The organism is Rhizobium sp. RM (assembly GCF_013390595.1).
In the GTDB taxonomy this organism is placed as follows: Bacteria; Pseudomonadota; Alphaproteobacteria; order Rhizobiales; family Rhizobiaceae; genus Agrobacterium.
The window spans coordinates 787880-812203 of the sequence record NZ_JACAWV010000007.1 but is presented as its reverse complement, the minus strand read 5'-3'; the positions used below and the strand labels follow the sequence as shown (position 1 = coordinate 812203).

General features: G+C 56.5%; 23 protein-coding genes. 9 read left to right on the top strand and 14 right to left on the bottom strand.

The window, feature by feature from the left end; all coding sequences use genetic code 11:
• Positions 1–2 precede the first annotated feature (2 nt).
• The 5 genes from HWX89_RS08280 to HWX89_RS08260 form a co-directional block, all read right to left on the bottom strand.
• Positions 3–1088 carry an ABC transporter ATP-binding protein gene (locus HWX89_RS08280; protein WP_138791969.1) on the bottom strand — a complete coding sequence of 362 codons (1086 nt, stop codon included), beginning with the start codon at positions 1086–1088 and terminating at the stop codon, positions 3–5.
• A 4-nt stretch (positions 1089–1092) separates the two neighbouring features.
• Entirely contained in the window at positions 1093–1881 is a 789-nt protein-coding gene (locus HWX89_RS08275) for an ABC transporter permease (protein WP_138791970.1), read from the bottom strand.
• A 7-nt stretch (positions 1882–1888) separates the two neighbouring features.
• The gene (locus tag HWX89_RS08270; RefSeq protein WP_138791971.1) at positions 1889–2725 is read right to left on the bottom strand and encodes an ABC transporter permease; all 837 of its coding nucleotides are present in this window, start codon (positions 2723–2725) and stop codon (positions 1889–1891) included.
• 23 nt (positions 2726–2748) lie between these two features.
• Positions 2749–3774 carry an ABC transporter substrate-binding protein gene (locus HWX89_RS08265; protein ID WP_138791972.1) on the bottom strand — a complete coding sequence of 342 codons (1026 nt, stop codon included), beginning with the start codon at positions 3772–3774 and terminating at the stop codon, positions 2749–2751.
• A gap of 186 nt (positions 3775–3960) precedes the next feature.
• Positions 3961–4353 (bottom strand): winged helix-turn-helix transcriptional regulator, encoded by a 393-nt coding sequence (locus HWX89_RS08260; RefSeq protein ID WP_138791973.1) that lies wholly within the window; start codon positions 4351–4353, stop codon positions 3961–3963.
• A gap of 141 nt (positions 4354–4494) precedes the next feature.
• Between HWX89_RS08260 and HWX89_RS08255 the strand changes: the two genes are divergently transcribed.
• Positions 4495–5106: an NAD(P)-dependent oxidoreductase gene (locus HWX89_RS08255; protein WP_138791974.1), complete on the top strand. Its 612-nt coding sequence runs from the start codon at positions 4495–4497 to the stop codon at positions 5104–5106.
• A gap of 32 nt (positions 5107–5138) precedes the next feature.
• Positions 5139–5609, top strand: coding sequence for a nuclear transport factor 2 family protein (locus tag HWX89_RS08250; RefSeq protein ID WP_138791975.1), 471 nt, complete (start codon positions 5139–5141; stop codon positions 5607–5609).
• Positions 5610–5678: 69 nt separating this feature from the next.
• Here the strand turns inward: HWX89_RS08250 and iolG are convergent, their stop codons facing one another.
• From iolG to HWX89_RS08230, 4 genes are all read right to left on the bottom strand, one after another.
• Positions 5679–6671: an inositol 2-dehydrogenase gene (gene iolG, locus HWX89_RS08245; RefSeq protein ID WP_138791976.1), complete on the bottom strand. Its 993-nt coding sequence runs from the start codon at positions 6669–6671 to the stop codon at positions 5679–5681.
• 268 nt (positions 6672–6939) lie between these two features.
• Positions 6940–8175, bottom strand: a complete 1236-nt coding sequence (locus HWX89_RS08240; protein WP_138791977.1) for an adenylate/guanylate cyclase domain-containing protein — start codon at positions 8173–8175, stop codon at positions 6940–6942.
• Positions 8176–8384: 209 nt separating this feature from the next.
• A complete protein-coding gene (locus HWX89_RS08235; protein ID WP_138791978.1) occupies positions 8385–8615 on the bottom strand; it encodes a helix-turn-helix domain-containing protein in 231 nt (76 codons plus the stop codon).
• Between the two features lie 246 nt (positions 8616–8861).
• The gene (locus HWX89_RS08230) at positions 8862–9974 is read right to left on the bottom strand and encodes an RHE_PE00001 family protein (protein WP_138791979.1); all 1113 of its coding nucleotides are present in this window, start codon (positions 9972–9974) and stop codon (positions 8862–8864) included.
• A 246-nt stretch (positions 9975–10220) separates the two neighbouring features.
• On the opposite strand from HWX89_RS08230, the gene HWX89_RS08225 reads away from it, so the two are divergent.
• A complete protein-coding gene (locus HWX89_RS08225; protein ID WP_138792261.1) occupies positions 10221–11525 on the top strand; it encodes an MFS transporter in 1305 nt (434 codons plus the stop codon).
• Between the two features lie 58 nt (positions 11526–11583).
• Here HWX89_RS08225 and HWX89_RS08220 read toward each other — a convergent pair whose 3' ends face one another.
• The 4 genes from HWX89_RS08220 to HWX89_RS08205 all read right to left on the bottom strand — a co-directional run bounded on the left by HWX89_RS08220 (position 11584) and on the right by HWX89_RS08205 (position 16404).
• Positions 11584–12918, bottom strand: coding sequence for a sensor histidine kinase (locus HWX89_RS08220; RefSeq protein WP_138791980.1), 1335 nt, complete (start codon positions 12916–12918; stop codon positions 11584–11586).
• A 6-nt stretch (positions 12919–12924) separates the two neighbouring features.
• Complete coding sequence (locus HWX89_RS08215) at positions 12925–13578, bottom strand: response regulator transcription factor (protein ID WP_138791981.1); 654 nt, start codon at positions 13576–13578, stop codon at positions 12925–12927.
• Between the two features lie 66 nt (positions 13579–13644).
• Complete coding sequence (locus HWX89_RS08210) at positions 13645–15312, bottom strand: phosphoethanolamine transferase (RefSeq protein ID WP_138791982.1); 1668 nt, start codon at positions 15310–15312, stop codon at positions 13645–13647.
• A 180-nt stretch (positions 15313–15492) separates the two neighbouring features.
• Positions 15493–16404 (bottom strand): LysR family transcriptional regulator, encoded by a 912-nt coding sequence (locus tag HWX89_RS08205; RefSeq protein WP_138791983.1) that lies wholly within the window; start codon positions 16402–16404, stop codon positions 15493–15495.
• A gap of 184 nt (positions 16405–16588) precedes the next feature.
• On the opposite strand from HWX89_RS08205, the gene HWX89_RS08200 reads away from it, so the two are divergent.
• The 6 genes from HWX89_RS08200 (at position 16589) to HWX89_RS08175 (ending at position 23721) form a co-directional block, all read left to right on the top strand.
• Positions 16589–18715, top strand: coding sequence for a TonB-dependent siderophore receptor (locus HWX89_RS08200; RefSeq protein WP_138791984.1), 2127 nt, complete (start codon positions 16589–16591; stop codon positions 18713–18715).
• A 31-nt stretch (positions 18716–18746) separates the two neighbouring features.
• Positions 18747–19649, top strand: a complete 903-nt coding sequence (locus tag HWX89_RS08195) for an iron-siderophore ABC transporter substrate-binding protein (RefSeq protein WP_178340662.1) — start codon at positions 18747–18749, stop codon at positions 19647–19649.
• Positions 19646–21613, top strand: coding sequence for a Fe(3+)-hydroxamate ABC transporter permease FhuB (gene fhuB, locus HWX89_RS08190; protein ID WP_138791986.1), 1968 nt, complete (start codon positions 19646–19648; stop codon positions 21611–21613). The genes HWX89_RS08195 and fhuB overlap by 4 nt, the downstream gene beginning before the upstream one ends.
• Positions 21614–21643: 30 nt before the next feature.
• A complete protein-coding gene (locus HWX89_RS08185; RefSeq protein ID WP_138791987.1) occupies positions 21644–22453 on the top strand; it encodes an ATP-binding cassette domain-containing protein in 810 nt (269 codons plus the stop codon).
• A gap of 236 nt (positions 22454–22689) precedes the next feature.
• Positions 22690–23217 carry a DUF992 domain-containing protein gene (locus HWX89_RS08180; protein WP_138791988.1) on the top strand — a complete coding sequence of 176 codons (528 nt, stop codon included), beginning with the start codon at positions 22690–22692 and terminating at the stop codon, positions 23215–23217.
• 99 nt (positions 23218–23316) lie between these two features.
• Positions 23317–23721, top strand: coding sequence for a c-type cytochrome (locus HWX89_RS08175; RefSeq protein ID WP_138792262.1), 405 nt, complete (start codon positions 23317–23319; stop codon positions 23719–23721).
• A gap of 7 nt (positions 23722–23728) precedes the next feature.
• On the opposite strand, the gene recX is transcribed toward HWX89_RS08175, so the two are convergent.
• Complete coding sequence (gene recX, locus HWX89_RS08170; RefSeq protein WP_422646349.1) at positions 23729–24292, bottom strand: recombination regulator RecX; 564 nt, start codon at positions 24290–24292, stop codon at positions 23729–23731.
• Positions 24293–24324 lie beyond the last annotated feature (32 nt).

Below are 24324 nucleotides of genomic sequence, written 5' to 3'. Positions count from 1 at the left end.
CGTCACGTGTCCTTTTTGCTGGAAATGGCTTCGAACGGCAGGATCGCACTGTGCAGCGGATTGATGGTCAGGCCCACGGCCGTGCCGGCCTCGAATGGGGTCTCTATCGATCCCAAAGCCACCAGCGTGCCCGCCGAGCTTTCGCAGTGATACTGATAACTGCGGCCCAGAAAGGTTCGCAGGCCGATGTTTGTCGTGATGCCTTCGCCGGCGATGTCGGGTGTAAGGCCCTCGGGACGTGTAGCGATCAGGCCCTGATCAGGAATTTCACCGAAGTCGGCACTAGAGAGGATAACGCGGCTTCCGCCCTCGAATTCAACGCTCACCTTGCCATTTGCCAGACGGTCGACGACACGGAAGGGCAGGATATTCTCGAACCCGACGAAACGGGCGACGAAGGCGTTCGCCGGTCGGCGATAAAGAACCTCCGGGGTATCGAGCTGGACAACACGTCCAGCATCCATGATGGCAACCTTGTCAGAGATTGAAAACGCCTCTTCCTGATCATGGGTCACGTAGACGGCTGTACGCTGACCGGCCATCTGCAGGCGGCGGATCTGCACCCGCATATCGACACGCAGTTTTGCATCGAGGTTGGAAAGCGGCTCATCGAACATCATCAGTGGTGGATCGATGACAAGCGCGCGTGCCAGTGCGACACGTTGCTTCTGGCCGCCGGAAAGCGCAGATGGCAGGCGATTGGCCAGGTGCGCCATGCCGACGATTTCAAGCATCTCAATCGAACGCTTCTGGCGCTCTGCCGCAGCAATGCCGCGTTGTTTCAGTCCGAAACTGACATTGTCGATGACGGTTAGATGCGGCAGCAGTGCGTAGTTCTGGAACACAAGGCCGATGTCGCGCCGGTGCGGCGGCAAACTGGTCAGCTCCTTGTCACCAAGCCTGATCGAGCCAGTAGAAGGCTTGATAAAACCTGCGATCAGTCGAAGCGTTGTCGTCTTGCCGCAGCCGGATGCGCCAAGCAGCGAAATCAATTCGCCGCTTTTGACGGTCAGGCTCAGATCATCGAGAATGCGGGTGGAGCCATAATGGGCGGAGACGCCGGTGAGCGAAAGGGTAGGACTGGTCATCGGTCTATCTCATGACTTTCGACAGGCCGAGCGTGCGTTCGACGATCACGATAACGATCGCCGTCAGAAGCATCAGGAGCACTGAAACAGCTGCAACTGATGGATCGAAATGCTGCTCGACATAGGTAAACAGGTTGATTGGGAGCGTGCTGACGCCGGGTCCGGTCAGGAAGAGCGATACGGACACGTCGTTCATGGAGGAAATGAAGGCGAGGATGAAGGCTGCGACGATGCCCGAGCGGATGTTGGGCAAGACCACCGTGAAGAAAGTTTTGAGTGGCGAGCAACCAAGCGAGATCGCGGCTTCCTCTGCGCTGAAATCGAAGCTTGAAAGGCTCGCTCCGATGACGCGCACTGCATAAGGGATGGCAATGATCGTGTGGCCGATCAAGAGCGCGGTCATGACGGGAAGCTCCAGCGTCACGATCACGGTTTTCAGAAGCGAAAAACCGAACACGATTTCGGGTACCAGCACGGGAAGGAAGAAAATCGAACCGAACCAGCCGGGAATGACGGAGCGATGGCGAACCAACGCATAGGCCACTGGAATGCCGACCAGCATGGCAATGCCGGTGCCAAGCGTTGCGACGATCAGGCTGGTCTTGAAGCTCTCCATGAAGCTCTCGTTCTGCAGAACGAAGGCGTACCAGCGAAGCGACAGGCCTTGTGGCGGGAAGGAGAGAAACGTTCCGGGTGTCAGCGATGCGCCGAAGATGATGAACAGCGGCGCCAGCAGAAAAATGAACACCAGGACGGCCATCAAGCGGGTGAAAAGGGAGGTGGTGTCAGTCATCGCCCGATTATCCTGCAGAGGGGTTGAGACGTCGTGCGGCGAACTGGCCGACAAGGACGACAGCAAAAGTGATCGCGACCATCACGACGGCGATAACGCCAGCGGCGTCCCAGTCGAAGCTGATCATCGCCTTTTCGTTGAGCAGTGTCGGAAGGATGGTCTCCGCTTCACCGCCGAGCAGACGACCCGTCGCAAATGCCGCAAGGCTTCCGGTGAAGACCAGAACGCCGCCGACCAGAAGGCCAGGCGCGATCAGCGGTAGCGTAACTTGTCGAAAGACAGCTCGCGGCGATGCGCCAAGCGACGTAGCAGCATCGATGATGCTGCGGTCGATCGCCTCTATTACGCCAATCAGGGAAAGGACGGCAAGCGGGGTGAACAGGTAAACAAGGCCGAGGATCAATGACACCTCGGTAAAAAGCAGCGGCATCGGCTCGTTGATAATTCCAAGTGACAGCAGTGTGGAATTCAGCAGGCCGTTGCGGCCGAGCACGATCATCCAGGCGAAGCTGCGCACGATCGCGCCTGTCAGCAGCGGGAATACCGCGCAGACAAGCAGGATTTGCCGCCAGAGGCCGCTGGCGCGTGCAATGACGCTTGCGGCAAAATAGCCGAGAAAGAGAGACAGCACCGACGTGACAAGCGCGACGCGGACGGAGCGCACGATGACGGTGATGTTGTAGTCGTAGCTGAAGAACTGGCGGTAGAGAGCGAGACGATCGCCCTCCGGGCCAATTGTTCCAGTAAATGTATCTGCAACTGGCAATACGAGAAGGCCGAGGACGATAAGCGTCCCCGGCAACACCAGAAGGTAAGGTAAAGCCTGACCGGGCCGGATGTTCATTGGTCGATATCCACCGTTTCGGCTTATTTCGCGAAAATATCGTTCCAGCGGCGTTCCCAATCAGGCTTCTGTGCCAGAATGGCCTTGAAGTCAGGTTTGCGCAGCTTTGCGATTGCGTCGGCGCCGTAAGCCATGTCGCCGACCTTGTCAGGGCTGATCACGACGTTCTTGTTAACAGGGCTATCGCCAACGGCCACGAACTTTTCCTGAACGTCCTTGGAGAGTTTGTAGTTGATGAACTGATAGGCAAGTTCAGGATTGTTGGCCTTTTTACCGATGTTCAGCGTGTTGAAGATGGCATAATCGCCTTCAGACAACGGCGCCCACTTGGCATTTGGAACAGCTTTGTGAATAGCCGGCGCAGCAAAGTCCTGAACCGCAGCGATCACCACTTCCCCGGTGGAGAAAAGGTTCACCAGTTCTGAGCCGGTGTTGTAGGTCTTGCGGACGTTTTCCTTGAGTTCGCCCAGGCTCTTGAAGGCACCTTCCGGGTCCTTGAAGGCATCCACGCCTGCGCGTTCACCGGCGATGACTGCTGTCAGCGGGCCCGTTGTGGTGTTGAAACCGGGGATGGCGACAAGTCCCTTGAACTCCGGACGCCACAGGTCTTTCCAGGAGGTGATCGGCTCCTTTACCTTGGAAGCATCGTACATGATGCCGTAGTGACCGGCGACGTAGGCCGGACCATACTCTTCGCCCTGGGGAGCTTTTGCGATGTCATAGACTTCGTCAAGATTTGGCAGCTTCGACCGGTCGACCTTGGCGAAGACGCCCGCGTCGATGCCCTGCTGGGTGAAGGCATCGGTGATGAACATCACGTCTACGCCGCCACGGACGCGCATCTTGTTGAGGCGGTCTGCATTGTTGCCGGTATCGATGACGACCTTGCAGCCGCAGATAGCCTCGAAAGGCTTGTAGAGAAATTCGTTCGATTGCTCGGGCGTGTAGCCCCATTCCGAAACGACCAGGGTCTTTTCCTGGGCGAGCGCCGCCGGCGCACTTGCCGCAAGAGCGGCAGCCAGGGAAATCAGGGTGGATGCAAGGCGCATGTGACGGGCTCCGTTGGGATTTGAATAATAGGGAGGCATATCGTATGTTTGCCTACGCTATAGGCATTGCATTTTCGGATGCAACAAAAATTTTCTAGTTAGAGAAAATGCAAACAATTAAATCCGCTTCATGACGGGTCGTTTCGTTCCCGCTGATTGGATGCGCACCAAGTGCAATGGAGAAAATCAGACTGGTTCGTTTGGTGTGGCGTAGCGCGTACGCGCCTTGACGATTTCCCGATGGTTGTCGTCGGCCCAGCCAACCAGCAACTTCATAGGCTGCAGAAAGGACCGGCCAAGATCGGTCAACGTATATTCAACGCGTGGTGGGACTTCGGGATAGACCTTGCGTGCGATGAAGCCGTCCTGCTCAAGCCGGCGCAATGTCCTTGAGAGCATCTGTTTGGAGATGTCGCCGATATCGCGCATGAGCTCGTTGAAGCGCCGGACGCCATTTTCCAGCGCCTCCAGCACCAGCAGGCTCCACTGGTCACCAATACGATCCAGCACATCTCTTATAGGGCAGGGCTGATCGAAAACGAGGGGCTCGTCCCGGTTCGATGGGGTCGTCAATTTCATTCCTTCCTCTCCGCCAAAGGTCATCGTCGTGTGACCAGATCAACGAAAGATGACTTCTTGCGCAGGCCATTTATCTGTCATAGCAAACTTATAGGTCTATATTTTAGACCGTATTAACAGTTACGCCAAGGAGCTGTCGTCATGACAAAAGTCGCACTGATCGGAGCATCCGGTAATGCCGGATCGCGTATTCTCAAGGAACTCTCGGACCGCGGCCACCAGGTCACCGCCATTGGCCGAAACCCTGAAAAGATTGCAACATTGGCCAACGTGACGGCTGTTAAAGGTGACGTGTACGATGGGCAAGGATTGGCTGCTCTGTTGAAGGGGCATGACGTCGTGATCTCGTCAGTTCACTTCACCGCGAGCGATGCGGCCACCCTGATCGCGGCGGTGCGTGCATCGGGCGTGACGCGTTATCTCGTCGTTGGCGGTGCTGGTAGCCTGGAGGTGGCGCCGGGTGCGCGTCTGGTCGACCAACCCGATTTTCCGGCCCTGTACAAGGCGGAAGCATCGAAGGGGGCCGAATTCCTCGACTTGCTGAAGACGGTTGAAGACCTCGACTGGACGTTCCTTTCGCCTTCGGCGATGTTTGTTCCTGGTGAACGCACCGGAAAGTTCCGCCTCGGCAAGGATACCCTGCTTGCCAACGATCAGGGCTCCAGCATTTCCTTCGAGGACTACGCCATCGCGCTCGTAGACGAAATTGAGAAGCCAGCGCATGTGCGCCAGCGTTTCACGGTCGGATACTAAGTCGTTCTCAAAAACAATGTAAGGGAGACACCATGGTCGGATCTCTGAAGCTGCTTGTGCGCGCCACTGTCATTCTGGTTGCCGCAACAATGCCCGTTCTCGCTCAAACGGCCTCTCGCGATCTTGTGCAGGAAGAAGCAAACCGCAAACTTGTGATCGAATTTTACGATCGTTTCTTCAATAGGCATGAAACTGAAGAAGCGGCCAGGGTGGTGGCCGACGACTACAGGCAGCACAATCCGGAGGTACCGGATGGCAAGGCGCCTTTCCTGTCGTTTTTCACTGGTTTCTTCAAGGACAACCCCAATTCCAAAGCGCGCATTGTTCGTAGCTCTACGGATGGAGATCTGGTCTGGCTACACATCCACTCCACCAATGGTGAGAAAGATAATGGCCAGGCTGTTGTCGACATCTTCCGGGTCGCGGATGGCAAAATTGTCGAACATTGGGACGTGATCCAGAACGTGCCTGAAACGTCAGCAAACCAGAACACGATGTTCTGACAAACAAAACAGGCCTCTAATGAAAAAAGGCCGGGCGTTGTCGCCCGGCCTTTTTTGCCTTTCGCCGTTTCAAGCGATCGAAACAGCTGTTTTCGTTTGGGCGGATTTAAGGGCCGCATCCGCCAGCTTGAGGGCAATGAGCCCGTCGGTAATGGATGGCGATGGCGCCTTATTGTTCTGGATGCAATCGATGAACGCCGTGATTTCCGCAGCATAAGCGGCGGTATAACGCGTCATGAAAAAATCATGCAGAGGCGGGCGTGTATAGCCGTCCGCATTGGCGATCTCGATGGAAACCGGACGCTGGTTCTCGGCAGCCGCCGAGCCAAGAGAACCGTGTACTTCAATGCGCTGGTCGTAACCATATGTGGCCCGGCGTGAGTTCGAAATGATGGCCTGTTTTCCGCTCTTGGTGGTGAGAATGACACTGGCACTGTCGAAATCGCCAAGCGCACCGATCTCGGGATTTACGAGAACGGAACCGCTTGCGAAGACGTCGCTTACCTCTTCGCCGAGCAGGAAACGCGCCATATCGAAATCGTGGATGGTCATGTCACGGAAAATGCCGCCGGACACCTTGATATAGTCTCCAGGCGGCGGGCCGGGATCACGGCTGGTGATCGTCACCATTTCCACCTTGCCGATGCGGCCATCTTCGATCGCCTTGTGAACGGCCTGAAAATGAGGGTCGAAACGGCGATTGAAGCCAAGCATGACCTTCGCGCCGGTTTCCTGAACCACCTTTGCGCAGGCTTCCGCACGTGCAACGTCGAGGTCGACGGGTTTTTCACAGAAGATCGCTTTGCCGGCGCGCGAAAAGCGCTCGATCAGGTCGGAATGCGTATTGGTCGGCGTGCAGATGATGACGGCGTCGATGTCCTTGTTCGCCAAGACGTCGCCAATTGTGCTGACGGCACATCCTGTTTCCTCTGCGATTGCCTTCGCTGCGTTTTCCATTGCATCGACCACGGCGACCAGCTTCGCGCGACTATCCGTCGCGATTGCCTTGGCGTGAACCTTGCCGATGCGACCAGCGCCAAGCAGTGCCAGTTTCGTAACCATCATTCCTCCCGTTGCTCATAACTGCCCTCCACTCCCTGAAAGGCAGAATGTAGAACTCTCTATGTGAAAATATGGAATATATGTTCTATTTTGCTAGATCGACAGGTGCATCATGTCAAGCGAATTAAACGAGCAGATGCGTCCCTTTCGGGCGCTGGTTTGACGTGTCCGGTCACAATGCACCTGACGTTTGTTTAAGATGAAAAAGCGCGCCGCAGTCATCGATGATGGCGTAGCCGCATGACAAATGTGTTTTTATATAAGTCGCTTATGCGTGGCTTTGCGCGGGGAGAGCGTAGACTTCCACAGGGGTTTCAAGTCCACGAAGCAACCAGGGTCCGAGGTTTTCCAGCTTGTCGCTACATCCTGCAGCGTTGACGAATTCCTTGGAAAAGAGAACCGGTCGCCCAGTGTCTTTCGTCAGGGTTTCAAGGCGAGATGCTATGTTCACCGCTGGGCCGATGACGGTGAAATCCAGACGGGTTTTCGAACCGATGTTGCCATACATGACATCGCCGATATGAACGCCGATGCCGTACCCTAGATGTTCGTGGCCTTTCTGCCTGTTGACTTCATTGAGCGCGGCAAGCCCTTCCTGCGCCTTGCCAATCGCCTTGAGAAGATTGTGGCAGGCGTCGGGATTGCTGAGTGGGAAAACCGCCAGCAATCCGTCGCCCATAAACTTCAGGATCTCCCCACCAAATTCCTCGATCGGATCGCACATGGCGTCGAAATAGCCGTTGAGCAGTTCGATCACATCGTCTCTTGGCCAAAGGTCGGAAATATGTGTGAAATTGCGCAGATCGCAGATCAGGATCGCCGCGCCGACCGTGGCGCCGCTTCCGCGTGTCGTTGCGCCATCCAGAATCTTCGCCCCAGCATGTGGTCCGACATAGGTTTCCAGCAATGTCCGCGCCATGCGATTTTTGACCCTGATCTCGCTGACGAGCGCGAGCGCGGGTATAAGATTTTTCAACGTTGCGATTTCAGCATCAGAAAATCCGCCAGGGCGATCGCTGGCGAAACTCGCCACATGCCGTTTTTCGAACGTGTGTTCTATTGGCCAGGCACAATAATCTGTCATTCCCTCGGCGAGAAGATCGTCATAGATCGCATATCCGGCCCCGTTCGTTGCGCCGCTTTGCAGCCGCTGGCGAACCTCCTGAGCACCACGATGGATCTCGCTGATTGGACTGTTGATATATTCCGGAGAACTTTCCGATCCGTACCCGAATGTATCGATGTCGGCGGTTTCGATGCCCGGCTTCCAAAGTATGCGCGCACCAAGCCATTGCGGGTGGCGAACCTGGAAGGCAAGGACGGCACGTGCGATGGAAACGCCTTCGGAACGCAACCGCTCGCACATTTCCACGAATATTTCGTCGATGAAACGCTGACCCTTGGTATCGGTCACGAGCCAGTCGAGGATGCCGGTTTTTTCCGTCGGCCAAAGATTGAGCGTCGACGCCGAAATGAGATCCTCGGTGTTATCGCGAAGTGTCATGAGCGGATTCCCGAAATGTGGCCGGCTCTCGGTCGTGCAGGCAGCGCCCGGCGGATGCCGGTGACCACGCTCATGTGGTGCTGAAAAGCGAAATTTTAAGAGAAGCTTCGGAAATAGTTTCGCCATTTCTGAAGGCGAACATTCAAACGCCGCCGGAATGCTCCATCAAGAACATTCCGTGGGCGGCGGTCAAGTCGGAGCGCAGAAGATCAGATGACAGCTTCGACGGGGATGTTCAAAGCAGCCGCAACGCGCTTGATGCGTAGCGGATCGCTGTCAGTGCCCTCTTCCAGGGCTCGGATTTCGGTGGTCGTAAGGCCACAGGTTATTGCCAGTTGGTCGACCGTGTAGCCGGCGTGGTTTCTGGCTGCCAGTATCTTTCTGGCAAATGGTGCGCTGGTTTCCTGATCGGAATCTGGCTGTGAAATGGAAATGGTCATGACTTGCATCTCCCTCGTGATGGACACTAGATGTCGCCGGTCTGAAAATATTGCCGGTGTTGAATGCGACTGCGTTGCCGGAGAATAAATTGGGCTGCAACGCTGCGAGGAAGATAGACATTTCGACCCGCTCCGCAATAGTTAAATTTTGTTAAGAATCGTGATCGGAAAATTCTGAAATTGTTTCAGTTGCTTATCCAGTGAGCATAGCTGCTGTCACGCCGAGAAAGCCAGTATCAGTCAGCCTCAAAGCATTCCCCAGGCACGAAATCGCCCGCGCCCCGTGACTTCGCGAAGTTCAAGCTGGTTGGCTAGTCCCACAGCGCCTTGCGGTGTTGTTCCAAGTTCCTTGACGATGACGGAGGCCGAGACGACGGGCCGGGCGACAACAAGGTCGATCAGTGCCGGCAATCGCGAGCTGGAACGCCGGCCGACCAGTTTCCGCAGCATTCTTTCACGGGCGTGCAGGAGCCTGTCATGCTCTTTCAGTCCGCCAACAGCGGCTTCGTAAAAACTGTCGAGAAGCGCTACGGTGCGCTCTGTCTGGTCGGCGGCATGTCTGCGGTCGCGTGCAACAGCGCGCAGGCCTGGGCTGAGCGCTGGCAGATTGTCAGGAGAAACCCCCGAATCGCGTAGAAAAGCCGCTGTCAGCAGCCTGCCAAGCCAGGGGCTTCGTTGCAGAACTTCAAGCTTGTTCCACGCGTCCAGCATGATCGCGGCGCGCAGGATCGGCGGGAGTGTCTGGCTTGCGTCATGAACCTGCCGCCACTCCTCAAGCCTTTCTTCTTCGTCCCAGTCTGCATCACGGATCAGAGCGTGGCTGTCGTTCGCGGGCAGGCTTGGCGGAAGATCACGCCCTCCGGTGACGGCCTGCAATGTTGCCGTGCTGCGTGCCAGAAGGGCATCCAGCTCGGAAAAAGCATCTTGCAGTGGCGCATCTTCGACAGACGTTTCATCGACATCCGGTGTAGCGGGAGAGAAACTTTGGAGGCCTGTACTTTCATCAGTATCCGATATCTTGCCACGCAGGCGGGACAAGCCGCTCGCCGAGAAGGCCCATCCTCTGACATTTGCGAAGATCGTGCGTCGGGTTCGCAAAATCCTGTAGGCGGAAATCATCTCGTGCGTGGGCGCACGTACGTCCATTCGCGCCTCATGCAAAACGAGGTCTTCCATGTGCACGAGTTCGCCATCGACCCACATGGATGAGATCGCATCGCCGAAATCCTGTCGCTCAATGAAGCCCAATCGCAGCGGTGAGCGTAAAATTCGTTCGTCCAGCCGCGCCAACGCCTCGCCCGCCCGTGATGCCGGCACGAGGAGCTTCTCGAGTTGCAAATGTGCGATATTGTAAAGCATTGATATTTTTTATTTTACCCCGCAGCCACTGGCAACGGCGGGATTGGTGTTTTTGCCGTCTCGACGGCGGCATATGAAAACGCAGATGCGACCGGGTGAAAGCAAGGATTATGCCGCATTGCAGCATAAGCTTGCGCATTGCAGCATCAGAGGTATATACCGTCCGCAGGGAGCGACAAATTATCACACCTTCCTTGCTCGCTCCAATCTCCAGATCAGACTGAATCGGAGTCTAGCGTGAATATTATGACAAATGAGCCGGCGGCTGCGCCGGATCAGAAAACCCGGCTGAAATCCATCATCGGTGGATCGGCGGGTAACCTCGTTGAATGGTATGACTGGTATGTCTACTCAGCCTTTACCCTCTATTTTGCGCCGATCTTTTTCCCGTCTGGGAACCAGACCGCCGAACTCCTGAGTGCCGCCGCGGTTTTCGCTGTCGGGTTTCTGATGCGCCCAATCGGTGCGTGGTTCATGGGCACCTATGCCGACCGCAAGGGTCGCAAGGCAGGCCTGACCCTTTCCGTGACGCTGATGTGTCTTGGGTCGCTCCTGATTGCCATCACCCCTGGCCATGAAACGATTGGTATAGCTGCACCGGCAATTCTGGTTTTTGCCCGTTTGCTGCAAGGGATCAGCGTCGGCGGCGAATATGGCGCCAGCGCGACCTATCTCAGCGAAATGGCCGGTAAGAGCCGCCGTGGCTTCTTCTCCAGCTTCCAGTATGTCACCCTGATATCCGGTCAGCTTCTGGCACTTGCCGTTTTGCTCATCCTGCAGCGCCTGTTGACGCCCGAACAGCTCAGCGCATGGGGCTGGCGCATTCCGTTCTTCATCGGCGGTGTTCTGGCGATTGCGGTGTTTTACATTCGCCGTGGACTGGTCGAAACGCAGTCGTTCAAGAACGTCAAGGAAAATGACGACAGCAAGCCGAAGTCCAGCGGCTGGGCGCTTTTCCGGCACTACCCGAAGGAGGCCTTCATGGTTATGGCCCTGACATCGGGCGGTACCCTGGCCTTCTACGCCTACACCACCTACCTGCAGAAATTCCTCGTCAATACCTCGGGCTTCAGCAAGGAGAGCGCGACCGAAATTACCACGGCGGCCCTTTTTGTCTTCATGCTGTGCCAGCCGATTGCCGGTGCGCTGTCTGACAAAATTGGTCGCAAGCCGTTGATGGTCGGCTTCGGTATCCTAGGAACGTTGTTCACCTATCTCATCTTCAGCACCCTTGCGACCACGACCAGCCCGTTCACGGCTTTCGCATTGGTGCTTGCAGGGCTGTTGATCGTGACGGGCTACACGTCCATCAACGCGGTAGTGAAGGCGGAAATGTTCCCGGCACATATCCGTGCTCTTGGGGTTGCGCTGCCTTACGCGCTTGCCAATACCATCTTCGGTGGAACGGCTGAGTTCGTCGCCCTCAAGTTCAAGCAGATCGGCCATGAGGGCTGGTTCTTCTGGTACGTGACGATCATGATTGCCCTGTCGCTCATCGTCTATGTGAAGATGCGCGATACACGCGATCACAGCCACATCCACGAAGACTGAACTGGCGAATACGCCCATAAATATCCAAGCCCCGTCGACCTCGGCGGGGCTTTTTTCGTCAGGCCGCTTTTACGGGAAAGACAACGCGCGCTTCAAACCCGTCTTTTCGTCCAGGTGCCGGCGATGACAGAAACAGCTTTCCGCCGCTTTCTTCGACCAGCTTTTTCACGATGGCAAGGCCGAGGCCCGAGCCTTCGGCACCCGTCTGGCCTCTGGTGAAGCGCGTTGTCAGTTTGGGCAACAGTGCTTCGTCGATCACCGGTGCGGAATTGACGACGGTAATCGTTCCGTCGGGCTTCGTCTGGACCGTCACCGGACTTCCCGCCGTGCTGTGGATCAGTGCGTTTTCGAGCAGATTTCTGACGACAATCCCCAATGCGTCGGCACCGATCCGACATTCGAGACCCGTGTCGCAATCGTTGATGAACCTGATACGGCGTGCACCAAGTGCCGATCTGCTGATATCGTCAACAACCAGTTCCACGACCGGCATGATATCGCTGCTGGTGTCAGTGACGCCGATCTTCGCCTCCGCACGGGACATCTGCAGCAGTTTTTCCGCCAGATGACCGAGATGGCTCAGCGACTTTTCGATATTCTCCACACGGGGAGACAGTTCAGCAGGAATATCTGCACGCAGTCGCTGCGTTTGCGCCAGGGCGCCGGCAATCGGCGTGCGCAATTCGTGAGCGCTGTTTGCCGTAAACTCTCGCTCAGCCTCGATGGCTGCGCGCAGCCGCTCCAGCAGCAGGTTGACCGAGCGAGCGATAGGATGAAGTTCTGCGGGAAAAGGTTCGGTTTCAAGCGGCGCAAGGTTGCCGCCATCCTTCTTGCCGATCTCGTCGCGCAGGGTGCGTATCGGATAGAGTGTTCGTCTGACGACAACGATCACGGCGATGATACTTGCGGGAATAAGAATGAGGACGGGCAAGAGCAGTGCGGTTCCTGCCTCCTGTATGGCTTCTCGGCGATTGGCGAAAGCGTCTGCAACCTGCAGGACATAGTTTCCGTCCGGGGTTGCTACTGAATAGATACGTTGAGTCGAGGTTTCGGAAAAACCGGGATCGAGCGAAACCTCGAAAGGCTCGGTCGAGCTGTCATGCGAATGCAGGACGACCTGTCCTTCGCGGTCCCGGACTTGATAGGTCAGATATTCCGATCCCTCCGAGGAGCGAAGTTTTTGCAGGGCGGGTGCCGTGTTGTTCTGTCTGAGGTCGTCGACCAGAAGAGGCAGCAGCCTCTCTGCCGTTTCCTGCACACCGGAATCGAAGATTTCCGCGAATTCATCCTGCATCACCATGATCCCGAGGCCACTTGCGAGAAGCCACGACGCCGCAACGACGCTTGTGACGGCGACGACGATTTTTCGGGTCATGCTGACCGGTTTGGACATGCTTGCCTACTTGATGGTGTAACCCACGCCGCGAACGGTCTCGACGCGGTCATGGCCGATTTTTTTGCGCAGACGGCTGATATAGACCTCGACCGTATTGCTTTCGATTTCTGCACCAAACGCGTAAAGCGCGTCGTGCAATTGCGTTTTCGAAATGACCGCGCCCGGGCGCTCGACAAGTTTTTCAAGAACGGCCCATTCTCTGGCACTCAGCGTCTGCGCCGTTCCGTCAACCACGATGTTCCGCCCGACCTGATCGATTTCGATGCCTGGCAACCGAATGACTGGCGCCGAACGCCCTTCGTAACGCCGCGAAACCGCCAGCATGCGGGCCGAAAGCTCGTAGAGATCGAACGGTTTGACGAGGTAATCGTCGGCACCCGCATTCAAGCCTGCAATGCGGTCGGAGACCTGGTCATGGGCAGTCAGAATGATAACGGGTGTGGCGTCGTTACGATTGCGCAAGGCCTTCAACAGGGTGATGCCGTCGCCATCAGGCAATCTCATGTCGAGCAGAACGAGCCCATAGGCCATGGTCAATGTTGCCGCCATGGCGTCGTTCAACGTCTTGAACCAGTCGACTGCGTGTCCCGCTGCCGCAACATGGTCCCGCAACGCCTCTCCCAAGACGTGATCGTCTTCAACAAGCAGAACTCGCAAGACAGCTCCCTTTATAGCGCTGTCCTGCGTATCGCTTTCGCAGGACAAGCGTCAAGTTCTGTCTGATCAACTGCTCTGACGTGTCGTGCATCCGCTGAAAATATCGAGTGACGGATCGTAGACGGAGGTGGAGATGTTCATCATGCCCAGGATGCTGTGGAAGTAGTCGTCATGGGAACGGCCACCCTTTGCTGCATCCTTGGCAAGGCAGGCTCTGTCCAGACCCATTGACCTGGCGAAGTCATCATCGAACCAGACGAGGAACGGAACGTGGGTCTGCTGATCCGGTGCCAGCAGATAGGGCGCGCCGTGCAGGTAGACACCGTTCTCACCAAGCGATTCACCGTGATCCGAAGCATAGATCATGCCGGTCGCCAGCTTGTCGGATCGTGCTTTCAGCTTGTCGATCACTGTCGACAGAAAATGATCGGTGTAGAGAAGGGTATTGTCGTAGGAATTGACGATCTCGCTATCGGTGCAATTGCCAAGCTCTGCGGTACGGCAATCCGGTGTGAACTTCCGGAATTCGTCGGTGTAGCGCAGGTGATAGGTTGGTCCGTGGCTACCCATCTGGTGAAGGACGATGACGCTGTCCTTTCGAATGTTGTTGAGCCAACTGTCCAGTTTGTCAAAGAAGATGTCGTCGCGGCATTCTCCGCCTGTGCAGAAGCGGGTATCATTGGTCGATGGCAAGTCGAAATAGGCGATACGGTCGGCGACATTTTTACTGCCTGTATTGTTGTCCAGCCAGTTTGCATCCACACCCGCATGGACGAGAACATCCATGACGTTTTCGTTGGCGAGCGCCTTGCTATGGCTATAGCTCGAACGGGGGAATTTCGAGAACATGCAGGGGATGGAAATGGCGGTCGCGGTGCCACAGCTCGTCGTGTTCGGAAAATAGACCACGTCGCGCTTTTCCAGTTCGGGATTGGTGTCGCGCTCATATCCGTTGAGCGAGAAGTTGGCCGCGCGCGCCGTCTCTCCTGCGACGATAACGGTGACACGCGGTTTATGGACGCCGCCCAGCGCAGGAAGAATTTTCGCATCCTGGCCGATTGGGCTCACCGTGATCTCAGCCTCTTTGCCGGCCTGGGTGAAATAATGGATTGTCGACAGGATCGGAGACAGCGGATTGACGCTCTTTACGATATCCTTGTGCTGACGGATGGCAGTGGTGAAGGTCTTGGAATTGGCGAAGCTGATGATGCCGACGAGAAGGAGGCAGAGCAAAATGCTGACCGTGTTCCAGAGCAATTTGTCGAGGATCGGTCGATGCCTGACCCTGACAGCCATGATGACGATGGACGGCACAAGTCCGTAGATCGCAAGATGCAGGATAAAGCCAGGCGTCATCAGGTTGCCGGCCTCGGCTGGCGTTGTTTCCATAGCGTTGCGGATCATGTCGCTGTCAATGACGATACCATAACGATCCATGAACCAGGACGCAGCGGCCGCTGCGATCACCAGAAAGATCAGAAACGGCTTGATGAGATATTTGGCGGAAAAAATCGTTATCAGAGCGCAGAGAAGAGCCGCCATGGCAATATAAAGCGCCGCGATGGCAACCGGATAGGCCGACAGATAGGTGTGTATTTTCGACCAGAATGTCTGGTTCGTGCAAAACAGCAAATACACGCCCGTTAGCAAGCTAAGCGGCACGCTGCCGATTTCGGGACGATACGATTCAGTTCCTGTTGCTTTCGCCGTAAATAGAGCCACTGTCAGGTCCACCAGATTTCACATGAACCGACGACAGCGAAGAGCGTAAAAAAACACGTGCAAGTGCAGCACCGCATCGGCCTTGTATGGCGGATGCGGGATTTAGCTGACATGAACCTGAAAGCCTTGTCATGGAGGCGTCATATCCTGGCGGTGCGCCTGACGGGTTGGTTCAAAAGATGCCGTCTGACATCATTGCCTGTTGTGCAGGATGAAGGCCCGAACGGCGGGAGAGGCTTCGGTTTTGCGATAGGCAATTGCCAGATCAGACGTTGTTGTGCTGGATGAAAGTGGCACGTAGTGAACACCCGGCAACCTCAGGCAATCGAGCGAACGCGGTACGAGTGCAATTCCAAGGCCGATAGAGACCATGCAGGCGATGGTGGTGTAATCGCGCCCTTCAGGGCTGATGGACGGCTGGAAGCCTGCCTCGTTGCAGGCTTCGATGGTGTTGTAATGGAAGCCAACATCGGGAGGCTGACGGGGTGTGATGAAGGTTTCCTGTGACAGGTTCTTCAGATCGACCTGGCGAGCGAACGCGAAAGGATGGGTTTGCGGCAGTGCCGCCATCAGAGGCTCACGCAGAATGACGTTGGTCGCTACACCCTCCGGTATCGGCGCCGGCGGACGTATGAAGGCGATATCGAGATTACCGTCGGCAATCTTGGATAGCTGCAGCCGCATTTCCATCTCGATGAGTTGCAGTTCCACATCGGGATGAGATGCGCGAAAGCTGGCGATAGACTGAATGAGCAGGCCAGAGTAAGCGGCGGAAGCAACATAACCGATGGTAATGCGGCCCGTTTCCCCGCGATCGACTCGTTTGAGGGCTGCCAGTGTGGCATCGGCATCTGCCAGAATCTTTTTCGCATCTTCGTAGAGAAGCTGGCCCGGGGCCGTCAGTTGCACGGATCGGCGTGTCCGGTCCAGCAATGGCATTCCGACGATATCCTCGAGGTTCATGATCTGCTGGCTTAACCCCGGCTGTGCGATGCCAAGCTTTATGGCAGCACGCTCGAAGTTGCGCTCGTCCACCAGTGCGGTGAAATACCGTAAGTGCCGGAGTTCGAAGGTCTCGGCCCGAGGTCTTTGCCGTTTGGTCATGGTTGTGCGGTTTTCAGATTAGAATAATTTCAAGCTATTATCGAAACCATCTATCATAATCAACAGTGATGAAAAAACCGGTTTTGGCTTATTGGATCATAATCGACCACTTGCTTAATAAGATGACTGAATTAGTCCAGAAAAGCGCCCGTTTTTTGGGTGCGCAGGTGAAAAGGGTCTCGGGGTGAAGGCGAAGTCGAAATACAGTTCTGTCCTGGCGGGCAATTGCGCTCTGATCGCTCTCTGCGCAGCTCTGCCTGCCGTCGCTCAGGACACCGGTTCGACGACTCTCCAGACGATTACCGTCGATGGTAATGGCAAAACGCAGGACCCCAAAGCGCCAGTCAAGGGATATGTGGCAAAGACCAGCGCAAGCGCGACGAAGACGGGCCGCTCCTTGATCGAGACGCCACAGTCCATCTCTGTCATCACCAGAGACCAGATGGACAATCAAAGTGTCCGCAATCTCAGCGAAGCATTGAATTACGTTCCAGGTGTTGTCTCTCAGCCCTCCGGTTCCGACCCGCGGTTCGATGCGCCTCGAATTCGGGGTTTTGCAGGAAACCAGTTGCAATTCCTCAACGGCCTTCGTCTCATGCGTACTGCAGGTGCACCTGCTTACGAGGTGTATGGTCTGGAGCGTGTCGAGGTCATTCGTGGGCCTGCATCGGTTCTTTATGGACAGGGTAACCCCGGCGGTCTCATCAATCTCATCAGCAAACGCCCCACCTTCGAGCGCTTTGGAGAAGTCGGCGCGCAAGTCGGTACTTACGACTATTACCAGTCGATGTTCGACATTGGTGGCCCGATCGCTGACAGCGACACTTTTGCCTATCGGCTAACCGGCGTGGCGCGCAACGCGCACACGCAAACCGACAACCTGCAGAACGACCGCTATTTCATCGCGCCCGCAGTCACCTGGCAACCCGACGAAGATACGAAACTGACGGTCCTTGGCGCCTATCAGCACGATAACCCAAGCTCGCCATCCGGTCTGCCTCCCGCGCTGACCTATCTGCGCCCCGGTAATATGCTTGACCGTAGTTTCTATGTCGGTGATCCGTCGTTCGATACGTCCAGCCGCAAATTCACGAATATCGGCTATGAGTTCGAACACCGCTTCGACGACACCTTTACGTTCAGACAGAATGCCCGTTATTCCAATTTCGATTGGTCCTATCGGGCACTTGGGATGTCTTCGACCAATAGCGGAATGATCGGCAACCTCATTCGTCGCAATGCAACGTTCCAGGACGAGTTGCTGAACACCTTTAACATCGACAACAGCCTGCAGGTCGATTTTTCGACCGGGCCGGTCGATCACACAGTACTGGCCGGGGTCGATTATCGCTACTTCGACAACAATGTGAAAACCGAATTTTGGGCGGCAACGTCGCTCAACCCCGATAATCCAGTTTATGGCGGTCCGATCAGCCTGACGTCACGCACGCTTTATGCCGACGTGAAAACCGATATTTCCCAGGTCGGCCTCTATGTGCAGGACGAGATGGCATTTGAGAATTGGCGCGTTACCGCTGGTCTCAGGCAGGACTGGGCAAGCACCAGCGGTACCACATTCAATGGCACCACGTATCGATCGCTCGACAAGGATGACCACAAGCTGACCGGGCGTGCCGGCGTGAGCTATCTCTTCGACAATGGCATTGCGCCTTATGTCAGCTATGCCACGTCGTTCGAACCCGTGCCGCAACCCGCCGTTGGTGAGGCACCCAAGCCGACGACCGGCGAACAATGGGAAGCTGGCATCAAGTACCAGCCTGAAGGCTGGGACGGTTTCTTCTCCGTCGCGGCTTATGACCTGAAACAGAAAAACGTAACGACGACCGTCGGCGGCGTGACACAGCAGATGGACCAGGCGCGTGTAAAAGGCATCGAACTTGAAGGCGTGGCAACACTTGCTGATGGCCTCGATCTCAGGGCAGCCTACACCTACATGGACACGGAGGTTTCAGGCCGCGTCAACAACGGCAAGGAACTCGATAATGCGCCGCGCCATGCCGCGAGCCTCTGGCTCGATTATACGTTCCCGGAAGACACCGCTCTTGAGGGGTTCGGCATCGGCGGTGGCGTGCGTTATATCGGTCAGCGTTACGGTGACGCCGCCAATGCCTTCGATATGAAGGCACTCGCACTGCTCGATATCGGGGTTCACTACGAGAAAAACGGTTATCGTGCCTCGCTTGTCGTGCAAAACTTGACTGATAAAGAATATATTTCTAGTTGCTCCACTTTCGGATGCTATTACGGTGACGGAAGAACCGTCATGGGCAAGCTGACCTATCGTTGGTAAGGCTGCCGCAACACGCGAAGCAACTAGGGGTATGACAGTCAGGTATCGATACATGTCCTCGTTGTGGGGGCGGCGGGAATTTCTCGGATTGCTCGCTGCTTCGGCTTTCGTACGGCCGCTTCAAGCCCAAACAGCGCTGCGTATCGCGGCGATCGACTGGGCCATGCTGGAAACCGTCGTAGCCCTCGGCGTCACGCCTGTGGCGGCGACAGAACTGATCCAGTTCAGAAAAGATGCCGTCGAGCCGCCTGTTCCGGCTGAAGTGACTGACCTCGGCCTGCGTGGCGCGCCGAATTTCGAGCTTTTGCACCTTTCCAGGCCCGACCTCATTCTGATCTCGCCTTTCTACACTCGCTATACCGGGCGGCTGGAAGCGATCGCCCCCGTGTTCTCGCTGCCGTTCTATGTGAAGGGCGAGCCGCCTTTCGCAAACGCGCTATCGGCCGTCTCTGCGCTTGGTGAGAAACTCGGAAAAATCAACGAGGCCCAAAAGGTTCTGGATGAGACGGCACGTTCCCTTGAGACTATGCGGGAACGCCTTGCCGCATTCGCTGCGCGCCCGACCTACATTATCAACATCGGTGACGCACGACATTTCCGGGCTTTCGGCGCAGACAGCATGTTCGGTGACATTCTCGACAGGCTGGGCCTTCCCAACGCATGGAAAGACCGCTCGCAATTCACCTTTGCCGCTCCGGTGCCGCTTGAGAACCTCGCAGAAACACCTGAGGCGCGCATTGTCATCGTTTCCGATATTCCTGTTGAAGCGCGTCAGAGCCTCCGCAACAGCGTCATCTGGCAGTCGCTGACGCCAGTTCGAGAAAACCGGGTGACGATGCTCGAAAATATCAATCCCTATGGCGGTATCACAGCCGGCATGCGTTTTGCGCGCCTTCTGACAGAAGCACTGACGACGCAGCAGGGGGCATTGTGACGGCGCGCTCCATCCAGCTTTTCTGCGGTCTCGCTGTTGCGCTGGCATGTGCGCTTTCCCTGCACGCCATGGTCTTGCGTTTGCCCTTCGGTCTTTGGCCATCCTTGCCGTTCGATCCGTCGTCGATGTCGCTCGATCAGATCATTGTTGTGTTCAGCCTGATGCCGCGCGTCGTTGTGTCGATCCTTGCCGGAGCCATGCTTGGCCTTTCCGGTGCACTGTTTCAACTATTGCTCCGCAATCCGATTGCAGATCCCTCCACGCTCGGTATCTCCGCCGGAGCGCAACTCGCCATCGTTATCGCAACCCTGTTTTTTCCCGAAGCCTTGGACGGAAACCGCTCGCTGGTGGCATTGCTCGGGGCTGCTTCGGCAGCGTCAGTCGTCTTTCTGCTTGGTTGGCGCCGTTCCTTCGAGCCGGTCACCATGGTGATCGCCGGGCTGCTGGTTGGCATAACCGCCGCGTCGGTTTCGGCCGCTTTGACACTGGCGCAAGGCGAATATCTGATGTCGCTTGTCGTCTGGAATGGCGGCGCACTCAGCCAGCAGGACTGGTCGGCGGCAATTGCGCTGTCGTGGCAGCTTCTTGCAGGGCTTGCCGTGACATTCCTGCTGATGCGGCCGTTGACCCTTCTCGGGCTCGGCGATTCCGGTGCACAATCCCTCGGCGTGTCGCTTTTCTCCGTGCGTCTGGCGGTTGGGGCGCTGGCGGTCGTTCTGGCGGCATTCGTTTCTTCCGCTGTCGGTCTTGTCAGCTTTATCGGGCTTGCGGCGCCGGCCATCACGCGGGCGCTCGGTATACGGCGTTCGTCGGCGGTCTTGCTGGTTTCGCCTCTTGTCGGCGGATTGCTCCTGTGGCTTTGCGATGGGGTTGTACAATTTGTTGCGACGTCCACATCCGAGGTATTCCCGACTGGCGCCGTGACGGCGTTGATTGGTGGCCCGCTGCTATTATGGTTGCTCCCGAAAATCCGCGCCACCGAGGTTCATCGCGGCGGCAATGACGAGCCGACGAAGAGGCGCGGACCTGCCGCATTGCTGCCAGTGCTCGCAGTGCTGGCCGTTCTTGTCTTTGCGGCGCTTGTCGTCACCAAAGGGCCTGAAGGCTGGGCACTTCTGGCGTCGTCCGATCTGCAAGATCTGTTGCCGTTCCGTTGGCCGAGACTGCTGGCTGCTTTTTCCGCAGGCGGCCTTCTGGCCATGGCCGGGGCTCTCTTGCAAAGGCTGACGGGTAACCCGATGGCAAGCCCTGAAGTTCTGGGCGTCAGCGGCGGTGCTGGCCTTGGCTTTGCTGCAGCCATCACGCTGTTTCCAGCAGGTGGCATTTTCGAATTGTTTGTAGGCGCAGGTGTCGGTTCTGCCGCCGTCATGATCCTGGTCATGTTCTTTGCTGCGCGCCGATATCTGACACCCGAGAAAATCCTGCTCGCCGGCATTGCCATCAGTTCCTTGTGCTCGGCGGTGTTATCGGCACTGCTGTCCATCGGCGATCAGCGTGCCTGGCAGATTCTGTCATGGCTCAGTGGCTCTGGATCGACGGCGACACCTGCCTCGTCGATCTTCCTGTTCGTTCTGTCCGCCGTTTTGCTCACTGCTGCGTTCTCGGTGACGAGATGGCTGGCAATCCTGCCGCTGGGCCAAGCCGTGCCGCAATCTCTGGGGTTGCCGCTTATTGGTGCGCGCGCCGGTGTCGTTGCCGTCGCGGGCATTGCGACAGCAGCTGCTTCACTGCTTGTCGGCCCTTTGAGTTTCGTCGGCTTGATGGCGCCACACATCGCCCTTCGTGCCGGTTTCGTCACCCCACGACATCACATGCTTGCATCGTTCCTGTTTGGCGCGACCTTGATGGTGTTATCCGACCTGGGGGCGAGGACGATTACGTTTCCCTACGAGCTGCCGCTCGGCCTCTTCGCAACGCTGGCAGGGGCACCCTACCTGATCTGGCTGGCAGGTCGGCGACAATGATTTTCACGTTCACATCCGGAGATAAGACCCATGGCTCAGGCTGCACTTGCCATACAGTATGATGAGACGCCGCTTTTTTCGTTGGATGCGGTTTCGATGGAGGTGCCGGGTTGGGTGCTTTTGCATCCCCTGACAACGCAATTCGACAGTGGCAAGACGATTGGCCTCATTGGTCACAACGGCTCTGGTAAATCCACGCTGCTGAAGCTTCTCGCCCGGATGCATGAGCCCTCATCGGGTAAAATTGCCTTCGAGGGCAAGGCGCTCGGCGATTGGGGCAACCGCGAGTTCGCGCGGAAACTTGCCTATCTGCCGCAATACACGCCTGCGGCGTCAGGTATGCTGGCCAAGGAGTTGGTGGCACTCGGCCGTTACCCGTGGCACGGCGCGCTAGGACAATTCACAAAGGCAGATCAGGAGAAGGTCGACGAGGCGATAGAACTCACCGACACGGTTGCCTTCCGCGACAGGCTGGTCGACACTCTTTCCGGCGGTGAACGTCAGCGGGTATGGCTGGCGATGCTGGTTGCGCAAAATGCTGAAAGCCTTCTCTTGGATGAGCCGATTTCGGCGCTCGATATGGCCCACCAGATTGAGGTGCTGTCTCTTGTTCAGCGTCTGTCACGGGAGAAAGGTCTTGGCGTTGTCGTGGTTCTGCATGACGTGAACATGGCCGCTCGTTTTTGCGATGAAATCGTCGCTCTGCACTCGGGCAGATTGATCGCTCGTGGCACACCGCAAGAGATCATGAACCCCGAGACATTGGAGAAAATCTACGGGGTGAAGATGGATGTGATGACCCATCCCGCCACCGGTTTTCCCGTCGCCCTTCCGCTCTGATTTGCAACTGGGCATGGCAATCCGGGGATAGACACCCCTGCATCGATGTCTGCCCTAACACTGCCTTAATGGCCCCCTACCGCCTTAAAGACATTGTTAACTGTTTGGGTCTCCTTGTCCCCAATTCGGTTGTTTTGGATCGATTTTGAGGAACAAACGTTAACAGTGCGGAATTCAGTATCCGGAGTGGGCAAGAAGGGCTGCTGCGGGTAGGAATAAAACAAGGAGAAAACCAGATGAAAAAAGCTGTTGCCGTAACCTTTGCCGCATTGACGATGGGTCTTGGCGGTGCCGCATCTGCGCTGGCTGCGGACCTTGCGAGATACGAGCAAGCTCCTCAGGAGCAGGACGATCGCAATGGTGTCAAGATCGGTTACCTGAGCTGCGATATCGGTGGCGGTGTGGGTTACGTGATCGGTTCCGCAAAGGAACTGGACTGCACGTTCCAGTCCACCATGGGCGCGCGCCGTACCGATCACTACACCGGCGCTATCCGCAAGATGGGTGTTGACCTAGGCTTTACCACACAGGGTCGTCTGGTCTGGGCGGTTTTTGCTCCGACAGCAGGCTATCACCGCGGTTCGCTCGGTGGCCTCTATCAGGGTGCAACGGCTGAAGCGACTGTCGGTCTTGGCGTCGGCGCTAACGTCCTCGTTGGCGGTACCTCCGGTTCCATCCAGCTTCAGACTGTCAGCGTGACGGGCCAGGTCGGCCTGAACCTTGCCGCGACCGGTACGTCGGTAACGCTGACGGCCATCAACTAATTTGCGCGGGCGCTCGAAGCAAGGCTTCGGGCATTCTGTCGCAGCATGCACAACGCCCTTTTCATTGCGAGATGAAGAGGGCGTTTGTATTATGAGGATATGAAATTTACTGCCTCATCTGTCGTCTCTGCGTCAATCGCCTTTCTTCTGAGCGCGGCTGTGCCTGCTTTTTCAGAAGGTGATGTCAGCAAAGGGGAGCGCGTATTCAGCCGCTGTTCCACCTGTCACAGTGTCGACGCTCCCCGCACCCGAATGGGGCCACATTTGATGGGTGTGGTCGGTAGGCCAATGGCATCTGTTGCCGATTATAATAACTACTCGCAGGCGATGAAGGATGCGGGTAACGCGGGACGGGTCTGGTCAGAGGAGGAATTGGCCAAATTCATTGCCAGCCCCAAAAAAGCTGTGCCAGGGACGTCAATGCGCTTCTTCGGGCTATGGAGCGAAACGGAAATCGCCGACCTGATCGCTTTTTTAAAAGCGCATCCTTTGCCAGCGCAATAGTCCGACGTCAAAGCGGCGCGTCGTAGAGAATATCTTCCGCTTCTTCAGGCGTCATTGCGAAAACCCGGGCACCGATCTCAAAAGAAAAACCGTTGCGCGCAAAAGCTGACAGTTCCTTGTTCTTTCGTTTTTCATCCAGTTCAATACGACGGTAGGGACCGAATGCCCGTTTGCGGGCAAAAACCACTGCCGCGACAAGGTCATTGGTTTCGTCGAGAGCAGCTTCCGCAGTCTGCCGGTCGACGCCTTTGATCGTTAGTTTCTGTGCAAGGCCGCGTTTGGATTTGCCACTGCGCAGACCACTGCGAACCGTGATCTCAGCGAAGGCGGTATCGTCAAGAGCCTTGATTTCGTAAGCGAATTTGACGGCAAAATCGCCGAGAGCCTTCGTCTGCTGGACACTGATATCTTCGAACTTTTCCTTTGCCTTGCGGGTAATCGCGTCGCGCAATTGCCGCTCAGTCATCATCCGTCGTTCCAGGCGATAAATCGCGGAATTGCGCGCCCACGACAGCATGCGGCTTGTCGGCTCCAAGTTTTCTGGTTCTGGCGTGTCATCGGTGTCGGCAATCAAGGCGGGGCCGGAATCGTTTGGTTCACTTC